At 40.3% G+C, this 8,773-nt stretch carries 7 protein-coding genes; 5 read left to right on the top strand and 2 right to left on the bottom strand.

Translation table 11 applies throughout. The annotated features are described in order from the left end of the window. Window positions 1–401: 401 nt before the first annotated feature. Window positions 402–542 (bottom strand): SymE family type I addiction module toxin, encoded by a 141-nt coding sequence (locus Xinn_RS23585; protein WP_422646008.1) that lies wholly within the window; start codon window positions 540–542, stop codon window positions 402–404. 175 nt (window positions 543–717) lie between these two features. Between Xinn_RS23585 and yoaA the strand changes: the two genes are divergently transcribed. From yoaA to Xinn_RS19080, 3 genes are all read left to right on the top strand, one after another. Then, complete coding sequence (gene yoaA / locus Xinn_RS19090) at window positions 718–2,634, top strand: DNA repair helicase YoaA (RefSeq protein ID WP_086953045.1); 1,917 nt, start codon at window positions 718–720, stop codon at window positions 2,632–2,634. 64 nt (window positions 2,635–2,698) lie between these two features. Continuing rightward, window positions 2,699–3,394 carry a tRNA (adenosine(37)-N6)-threonylcarbamoyltransferase complex dimerization subunit type 1 TsaB gene (tsaB, locus tag Xinn_RS19085; protein WP_086953046.1) on the top strand — a complete coding sequence of 232 codons (696 nt, stop codon included), beginning with the start codon at window positions 2,699–2,701 and terminating at the stop codon, window positions 3,392–3,394. Between the two features lie 222 nt (window positions 3,395–3,616). Further along, window positions 3,617–4,219, top strand: a complete 603-nt coding sequence (locus tag Xinn_RS19080; protein WP_086953047.1) for a Slp family lipoprotein — start codon at window positions 3,617–3,619, stop codon at window positions 4,217–4,219. A 107-nt stretch (window positions 4,220–4,326) separates the two neighbouring features. On the opposite strand, the gene Xinn_RS19075 is transcribed toward Xinn_RS19080, so the two are convergent. Beyond that, window positions 4,327–5,496, bottom strand: coding sequence for an MFS transporter (locus Xinn_RS19075; protein WP_169923625.1), 1,170 nt, complete (start codon window positions 5,494–5,496; stop codon window positions 4,327–4,329). Window positions 5,497–6,059: 563 nt separating this feature from the next. Between Xinn_RS19075 and fadD the strand changes: the two genes are divergently transcribed. Both fadD and Xinn_RS19065 read left to right on the top strand, forming a co-directional pair. Continuing rightward, window positions 6,060–7,739, top strand: a complete 1,680-nt coding sequence (gene fadD / locus Xinn_RS19070) for a long-chain-fatty-acid--CoA ligase FadD (RefSeq protein WP_086953049.1) — start codon at window positions 6,060–6,062, stop codon at window positions 7,737–7,739. 304 nt (window positions 7,740–8,043) lie between these two features. Beyond that, window positions 8,044–8,583 carry an Ail/Lom family outer membrane beta-barrel protein gene (locus tag Xinn_RS19065; protein WP_086953050.1) on the top strand — a complete coding sequence of 180 codons (540 nt, stop codon included), beginning with the start codon at window positions 8,044–8,046 and terminating at the stop codon, window positions 8,581–8,583. The last annotated feature ends 190 nt before the right edge of the window (window positions 8,584–8,773 follow it).

The raw sequence follows: 8,773 nt of genomic DNA, 5'->3' as shown, positions 1-8,773 counted from the left end.
ATTGACTGCTGGCGCTTTCCACATAAAAAATTAGGGGTATCTGATGGTCATTGAAACGGTGTGCTAATTAACCATAAAACTTAATGGTTTTCAAGCTCGTTTGATGAGGTTATCAAATGCAGAATGTACCACTAGTTTATTTGAAAAATGAAACACTTATCTTTAGTTGGCAAGATGATGTTGTTTTTTCAGTAAAAAAAGGGGTAGTGACAGGTATACCCATAGGAATAGGAATCTGGGTCTTATCTCGTTTGAACAGAAATAGTAAGAATTAAGATACCCCCAACTGGATCTACGACTGGACAAACCTTGACTACTGTACATGTCTGGGAACATGAGGATTATCAGGTTTTAGTATCAAAGAAGGATCCGCCTAAGTGCTGGATCCTTCTTTTTAGCAGTCAGTTATTCTCAACAAGCCAGATAATCAACTGTCCGTGCTCAATGCAGACCTGCGCCGGTTGCCCGGTCGCAAATCCAGCCGCTTCCAGCCAGTTACCCTTGAGGTGCAAACTGGGGTACTGGCTATAATAGCGGGTCATGCCAGTATTGCGATCAGCGTGGCGGGTACTGATGTAGCCGACTTTATAGCGGCGCTGGGATTTTGAGGTGTCCGACTCTTCTTGATCAGAAAAAGTCTTTTGTTTTAATTTATCAATTCATTGATTATATTGTTTATTCTTTAAAATTAATTGTATCGTATTAAAGAGATGAACTGTGTCAGATGATTTTGCCGAAAATGGCCTACTTGCTAAAACCATACAGGGCTTCAAACCCCGTGACGCGCAGCGGGAAATGTCTGCTGCGATTACTGTGGCAATTCAAAACCAGCAGCAGTTGGTGGTAGAAGCAGGGACAGGAACGGGGAAGACTTTCGCCTATCTGGTGCCTGCATTGCGTTCGGGCAAGAAAGCCATTATTTCCACGGGCTCAAAGGCATTACAGGATCAACTCTATAGCCGCGATTTACCTGCTATTGCTGATGCGCTGGAGTTTTCCGGTCGTCTGGCTCTACTGAAAGGGCGTTCAAATTATTTATGTCTTGAACGCCTCGAACAGCAATCAGTGGGGGCATCTCAACTTGAGCCGGAAACACTTTCAGAGATCATTACACTGAAAAACTGGTCGTCGCAAACTGAAGACGGTGATATCAGTACCTGCCATAACATTGCGGAAGACAGCGCTGTCTGGCCTTTAGTAACAAGCACCAATGATAATTGTCTTGGACGTGACTGCCCCAGTTATCAGGAGTGTTTTGTGCTGCAAGCCCGCCGCAGAGCAATGGAAGCGGATGTTGTTATCGTTAATCATCACTTATTCATGGCGGATGTTGTTGTTAAAGAAACCGGATTTGGTGAATTGATTCCGCAGGCGGAAGTGATGATTTTTGATGAGGCTCACCAAATTCCCGACATTGCCAGCCAGTATTTTGGACAGCAGTTAAGCAGCCGACAATTATTTGATCTATCTCGCGATATCATCATGGCTTACCGTACAGAAGTCAGAGATCAGGCTCAATTGCAGAAAAGTGCGGATCGTCTGAGTCAGAGTGTGCAGGATTTTCGTTTATCCCTCGGAGAAAACAGTTATCGTGGTAATCTCCGTGAAGTCTTACAGCAGCAACATATTAAGCGGTCATTAGTACGGCTGGATGATGCACTGGAACTGTGTTACGACGTAATGAAACTGTCACTGGGGCGTTCAGCGATGTTGGATGCGGCGTTTGAGCGGGCAACAATCTATCGTAACCGCCTTAAGAGGCTGATTGATGTGACGGTATCCGGTTATAGTTACTGGTTTGAAAGTTATGGGCGACATTTTCTGCTGGCATTAACGCCTCTGTCAGTCTCTGATAAATTCAGTGAAATGATCCGTGAACAATCTGGTTGCTGGGTTTTCACATCAGCAACGTTGTCAGTTAATGATCAACTTGAACATTTTACCGCACGTTTGGGGCTAAAACAGGCTCAGACTTTACTTCTTCCCAGCCCGTTTGACTATCAGCGTCAAATGTTGTTGTGCGTTCCTCGTCATTTACCATCACCGAATCAGAATGGTGGAGCAAAATGGCTGGCGGGTATGCTAAAGCCATTGATCGAAAGTAACAAAGGGCGCTGCTTTTTCCTGTGTACTTCCCACCAAATGATGCGCAGTTTGGCAGAAGAGTTCCGTGCAAGCATGACGTTACCCGTTTTGGTACAGGGAGAAACCAGCAAGGGCAAATTACTGTCTCAATTTCTTGCGGCAGGTAATGCTTTGCTGGTGGCTACGGGAAGTTTTTGGGAAGGTGTGGATGTGCGGGGTGATGCGCTATCCTGCGTTATTATTGATAAATTACCTTTTACAGCACCGGATGACCCACTGCTTAAAGCGAGAATTGAAGATTGCCAGCATAAGGGGGGAGATGCTTTCAGTGAGGTTCAGCTTCCTGATGCTGTACTGAGCCTGAAACAGGGAGTAGGGCGCCTGATCCGTGATATTGATGATTATGGTGTGGTGGTTATTTGTGATAACCGATTAGTCATGCGCCCATATGGTGAAGTTTTTCTCAACAGCCTGCCCCCATCTCCTCGTACCCGGGATCTTTCGAAAGCAGTAGCATTTCTTAAATCCCGCCAATCACAGTCGAAGTAAAATTGTTGGGGGTATGATAGTATATCCCCCTTATTTCGAATTCTATTCTTGCCGGAGTTAAGGCATGTCCACACGGATTTTAGCTATTGATACTGCAACTGAAGCATGTTCTGTTGCACTTTGGAATGATGGCCTTATTGAGGCTCAGTTTGAAATTTCCCCGAGGGAACATACCCAGCGTATTCTGCCTATGGTGGAAGCGGTATTGTCCAAAGGTGGTATGAAGTTACAACAATTGGATGCACTGGCATTCGGCAGAGGGCCGGGTAGTTTTACTGGCGTGCGTATTGGAGTGGGGATTGCTCAGGGGCTGGCATTAGGGGCTGAACTACCAATGATTGGGGTTTCTTCTCTGAAAACAATGGCTCAGGGCGTATTTCGTCTTAAAAATATCACGAATGTTTTAGTTGCCATTGATGCCCGTATGGGAGAGGTCTATTGGGCTCAGTATACCCGAGATAAACAGGGTAAATGGTCAGGAGATGAAACAGAGGCTGTGTTAAAACCTGAGCAGGCACAGGACATCATGTCTACTTTAACGGGAGAATGGGCGATAGCTGGAACAGGTTGGGAAGCTTATCCTCAATTATTGGAAAGCCACTTAACGTTAGTTCCGGGAGATATGGCTTTACCTCATGCAGAAGATATGCTGCCGTTAGTCGTTCAGATGTGGAAAGAGGGAGAGGCAACAGCAGTTGAGCTGGCAGAACCCGTCTATCTACGTAATGAAGTTACATGGAAAAAATTGCCGGGGCGTTAACACTCTTCGGGTAGCTTTTTCTTCAGGTAACTTTGAGGGAGAAGGTTGCATAAATTTAATGCAACTTGTAGCGGAAACTGATGTCCATGAAATATTGATATCCATAAAAACAGAACAGGCTATACCCGCCGTCTTTCAAGTCGTATCTCAGTCAGGAAGAAACAATCTGAAAGACAAAGAAGTCGCGTTCTCTGATTTTTTCCTGTATGGGAGGTATTTATTATGCTCAATGGAACATACTGTCGGGTCATATTGCAATCCATTGTATTTATGGGAACAATGATACTCATTGGTTGTGCATCAGTTCCGGACTCAATAAAAGGAACCACTAAGCACCCAGAGGAAAATCTGATCAGTGTCAAAAACAGACCCGATTTATATATTGGGCATGAAGGGCGCTTTGGTGGCAAAGTACTAAGCGTCTTAAATGAAAAAGGGCGCACCCGGTTAGAAATTTCAACGATGCCACTGGCAAGTAATGCAGCGCCTCTTATTGAGGCTCCTTCACTTGGGCGGCTTTATGCCTATGTGAATTCTTTTTTAGAACCCACTGATTTCAAAAATCATTATGTTACTGTTATCGGTTTTATTAAGGGAATAGAAAAAGGAAAAGTCGGAGATAGCCCATATAACTATGTTGTGCTGAATGTTAATGGTTTTAAACGCTGGCATGAAGAAAGGCGTATTTCATTCCCGTATTCAATGGGAAATATGTGGAATTATTCTGGCGATCCTTTTTATGATTATCCTTATTTTAACGAATGGGAAGAACATCCAGTAATTCGGCCTGTTCCTGTTGAAACTATCTTAACTGACAAACGCTGAACTGAATGATAAAGGTGGTCTCATATTATTTTAAATATGAGACCATTTTAAAATGCTATTTATTTATGAAATTCAATGTTGTTTGATGTTTTAAATGTGAATAAATGCTAAAGTTTATTGTTGTGGCGGGAGTTAATTTGGAAGCAAAAATATATTATAAGTAAAATGCTAGTAAAAATAGCAAAGATATTAATAAGTTGATTAAATTCAGTGATATGGAATAAGTCAAAGAGGATCATAAATACTCCGGTGAGACTCATTTTTAATGCTCCCTGTAATGCACTGGCGGCACCTTTATTTTGGGTTACATTTTCCATGCACAGAATCAATGATAAAGGCGCAGTAACGCCTGACGTTGCAGCTAATAAAAAAGAAAGCACAATAATATTGGTGGGTGTTTTTAAATTTTGGAATGAGAAATAAACGAGAACTAAGCTATAAAATACGAGTGATAATAAATACAGTTTTTTAGGTGTTGTTCTTATGAAATTTCTGCCCAATAACCATGATCCGAAAATAATTCCAGAAGAGTAAATAATGAAAAACAGACTATTTTCTATAGGGTTATAACCAAGTTTATGGAAAATATATGGGGTGGTGGAGTAATAACCTATTGTATAAGAGAATATGAGTGATGACGCAATGCTGAATGCAATAAACTGTCTGTTTTTTACCAGTTGAATATATGGAATAAAAATCGCTGGTGGTTTTGATTCTTTTTTCCCTGTCTCTCTAATTGCAATAAAAGTAATGATTAAACTAACGAGATAAATAGTGGCCAGTGCGAAAAAAGATATATGCCAGTTATACTTAATTTGAATCCAGCCTCCGATAATGGGAGCGAGAGCCGGAGATAGTTGACTGGACATTGAAAAATAGGAAAATGCTTTTTTTAATTTTGTATTATCCTGAAATACATCCACGATAATAGCTCTTGAAATAACAGTAAAGCTTGCTGTACCAAATGCTGTGATTATTCTTGATGCATAGAGATAGCTGATTTTTTCACTATAACCGGATAAAAACAGCCCAGTGATAGAAATAAAAAAACCTATAATAACCGCAGGTTTTCTGCCATAGTGGTCACTGATGCTACCATAAAAAAACTGCGAAATTCCAAGTGTTGCCATATAGACCACGATTAAATTTTTAATACTTTCTTGTGATGAATTGAATTCTTTTAAGATAAAAGGCAATGAGGGATTAAAAAAATCAATAGCCATTAACCCAATAATTAGTAAAAAACAGGAAAAAAGAATTGTTCTTCGTTCGCTCATTAACATACCTTAATTTCTACTGATTATTATATATAAATTTAATCTCTGATAATAAAATTACTTCGTCCTAATATAGTGAAAAATTATCAATGCAAGGTAAACAATACTGAAGATTCTATTGGGGATAAAGAGATTAAGATAGGGTTGCGGGTATTCGTGCAGATGCAGTGCGAATGAGTTTTGTTTGAATTTTGAACAAATAAATATATTGATAACTATTAATAATTATAATTCATTGGCTTACATGTATTATAACTATTTGGAATAAAGATGGGTGTTTTCGGCAAAAATAGCCAAATCAGTGTATAATTAGTAAATTATACATTTAGATACTAATTATGTTTTTAACTATATGATAAACAACAAAAAAGAGATGGGCGGCATAAGCTGCCTTATTTTTTAGCAGTGATAATGAAGTATTAAATTAGTGATGTGTATCGCCAACCTGAACAATGTTCCTTTTCAAACTGGTACGCTGAGTTAATAATTTGTTAAATAGGCTGGTCTGGTTTTTGTTTCATGGTCAATGGTTGCACAGCAATTAGATTTCAGGAGTACTCAACTTGGAAAAAGTCTGGTTAAAACATTATCCGGCGGATGTTCCGGCAGAAATCGATCCCGATCGTTATTCATCATTGGTTGAAATGTTTGAAAATGCCGTAGCGAGCTATGCTGATCAGGTCGCATTTATTAATATGGGTGAGGTTCTCACCTTCCGAAAATTGGAAGAGCGCAGTCGCGCTTTTGCTGCTTATTTACAAAATGGATTGGGGCTGAAGAAAGGGGATCGCGTGGCATTAATGATGCCGAATCTGCTGCAATACCCTATAGCGCTTTTTGGTATCCTGCGTGCGGGAATGATAGTAGTTAACGTAAACCCATTGTATACCCCGCGCGAACTGGAGCATCAACTCACTGACAGCGGCACCTCAGCTATAGTGATTGTCTCTAATTTTGCCCATACCTTAGAAAAAATAGTTTTCAATACTCCGGTCAAGCATGTCATTCTGACACGCATGGGTGATCAGTTATCCCGTCCAAAAGGGACTCTTGTAGATTTCGTCGTAAAATATATTAAACGGCTTGTTCCGAAATACCATTTGCCGGATGCAATATCATTTCGCAGCGTTATCCACAAGGGTTATCGCATGCAATATGTCAAACCAGAAGTAAACAACGAAGATTTGGCATTTCTGCAATATACCGGAGGCACAACCGGTGTGGCAAAAGGTGCCATGCTGACTCACCGGAATATGTTAGCGAACCTTGAGCAGGTAAAAGCAAGTTATTCACCGCTATTACGCCCAAGACAAGAGCTGGTAGTCACAGCATTGCCGCTGTACCATATTTTTGCTCTTACTATAAATTGTCTGCTGTTCATTGAGCTGGGCGGGCAGAACTTATTGATTACCAATCCACGGGATGTTAATTCAACAGTTAAAGAACTTTCCCGCTATAAATTTACCGCGTTGTCTGGTGTCAATACGCTATTTAATGCCTGGATGAATAATGCTGAATTCCAAAAACTGGATTTTTCTGCATTACGTTTGGCGGTAGGTGGTGGTATGGCAGTGCAGAGTGCAGTTGCGGATAAATGGGAAAAACTGACGGGCTGTCATTTACTCGAAGGGTATGGACTGACTGAATGTGCGCCTTTAGTTGCGGCTAACCCGTATAATTTGACTCACCATAGTGGCAGCATTGGTTTTCCGGCTCCTTCGACAGATATCAAGCTGATGGATGACAGTGGGAATGAAGTTTCTATGGGAGAGGCTGGTGAAATGTGGGTTCGCGGGCCTCAGGTGATGAAAGGTTATTGGAATCGCCCTGATGCAACGGCAGAGGTCTTAAAAGACGGTTGGCTGGCAACAGGGGATATTGCTAATCTGGATGAAAAGGGTTTCCTGCATATTGTTGACCGGAAAAAAGATATGATTTTGGTTTCCGGTTTCAATGTCTATCCGAATGAAGTGGAAGATGTTGTTTCATCACATCCAAAAGTGTTAGAGTCAGCGGCAATCGGCGTTCCGAACACAAACTCAGGTGAAACGGTTAAGATATTTGTCGTACGCAAAGATCCTAGCCTAACTGAGGATGAACTTAAAACACACTGCCGCCGCTATCTGACAGCATATAAGGTGCCGAAAATTATCGAATTCCGTGATGAATTACCGAAAACAAATGTAGGCAAAATTCTTCGTAAAGAACTACGTAAAGAAGAACTAGAAAAAGCAGAAAAATAGTTCGGGACGTGTTTGAAAAAGGCAATATTTATTGCTTGTCACATTAACAACGCCGGTTTTTACCGGCGTTGTTGTATATATAGATATCTCAATTTTGAAATGAAAGAGAATTACCCCATTCAAAAACGTTCAATTTGTACTTTTTTCCTTCAATTTTATGCTGTTATGACAGTAATTACTTTATTTTGTATAATATTAAAGCAAACACAATGCTTTTAGTCATATTTTTATAAAGCACAAAAAGACAAGAAAAATATTTTATGTATAATGATTTCGCTTTATTAATTGTATTAAGGGAATAATTGTGAAAAAAATAATTTTAACTTCGTTAGTTACTGTCGGACTATCAGTCATTTCAGCAGGTACATATGCCGCGGCTGGCAGCAATACAATTTCAGCAGGGTATGCACAAAGTAACATTAAGTTAGTAGATGAAAAGTTGGACATAAACCCAAAAGGTTTTAATATCAAATATCGCTATGAATTTGATGATAACTGGGGCTTGGTGACTTCATTTACTCATACATATCAAGGCTATGAAAAGTATTGGCGCGGACAAAAAATATACACAGCTGATTTAAGTTATTACTCAGTAACAGCAGGGCCAACATATCGTCTCAATGAATATGTGAGCGCTTATGGTTTAGTGGGATCAGCTCTGGGTAAAGTGGAAGAAACGTGGATAACTGGCTCATATAGCGGAAGTCAATCTGAACTCGCTTATGGTGCAGGTTTACAGATCAATCCTATTCCTAATATAGCTATTGACGCATCATACGAATATACAAAATTTAATGAAGTGAAAGTCGGTACATGGGCGATTGGCGTTGGTTATCGATTCTAACATTTTAGAATAATCGGCTCCGACCACGAGATACCGTTAAAGGGTTTGTAGCAGAATTTATAAACAGGTATGGTATTAATTGCATTGAATTCATAGACAGGATCTTAAGCAATAACCGTTTATTTTTAGATAGAAAAAAGGCTTCATTTATGATCTGATAATCGTCGCCAAACAATAAATCAAAACCACG

The sequence above is a fragment of the Xenorhabdus innexi genome (genome assembly GCF_002632485.1).
In the GTDB taxonomy this organism is placed as follows: Bacteria; Pseudomonadota; Gammaproteobacteria; order Enterobacterales; family Enterobacteriaceae; genus Xenorhabdus; species Xenorhabdus innexi.
Note: the sequence above shows the minus strand (reverse complement) of the source record. Positions and strands in the feature narration are given on the sequence as shown.

Excerpts from the sequence above, each read along its gene's own strand:
- Xinn_RS19075 (WP_169923625.1), bottom strand. The coding sequence starts at position 5,496 with ATGAGCGAACGAAGAACAATTCTTTTTTCCTGTTTTTTACTAATTATT.
- Xinn_RS19080 (WP_086953047.1), top strand. The coding sequence starts at position 3,617 with ATGCTCAATGGAACATACTGTCGGGTCATATTGCAATCCATTGTATTT.
- tsaB (WP_086953046.1), top strand. The coding sequence starts at position 2,699 with ATGTCCACACGGATTTTAGCTATTGATACTGCAACTGAAGCATGTTCT.
- Xinn_RS23585 (WP_422646008.1), bottom strand. The coding sequence starts at position 542 with ATGACCCGCTATTATAGCCAGTACCCCAGTTTGCACCTCAAGGGTAAC.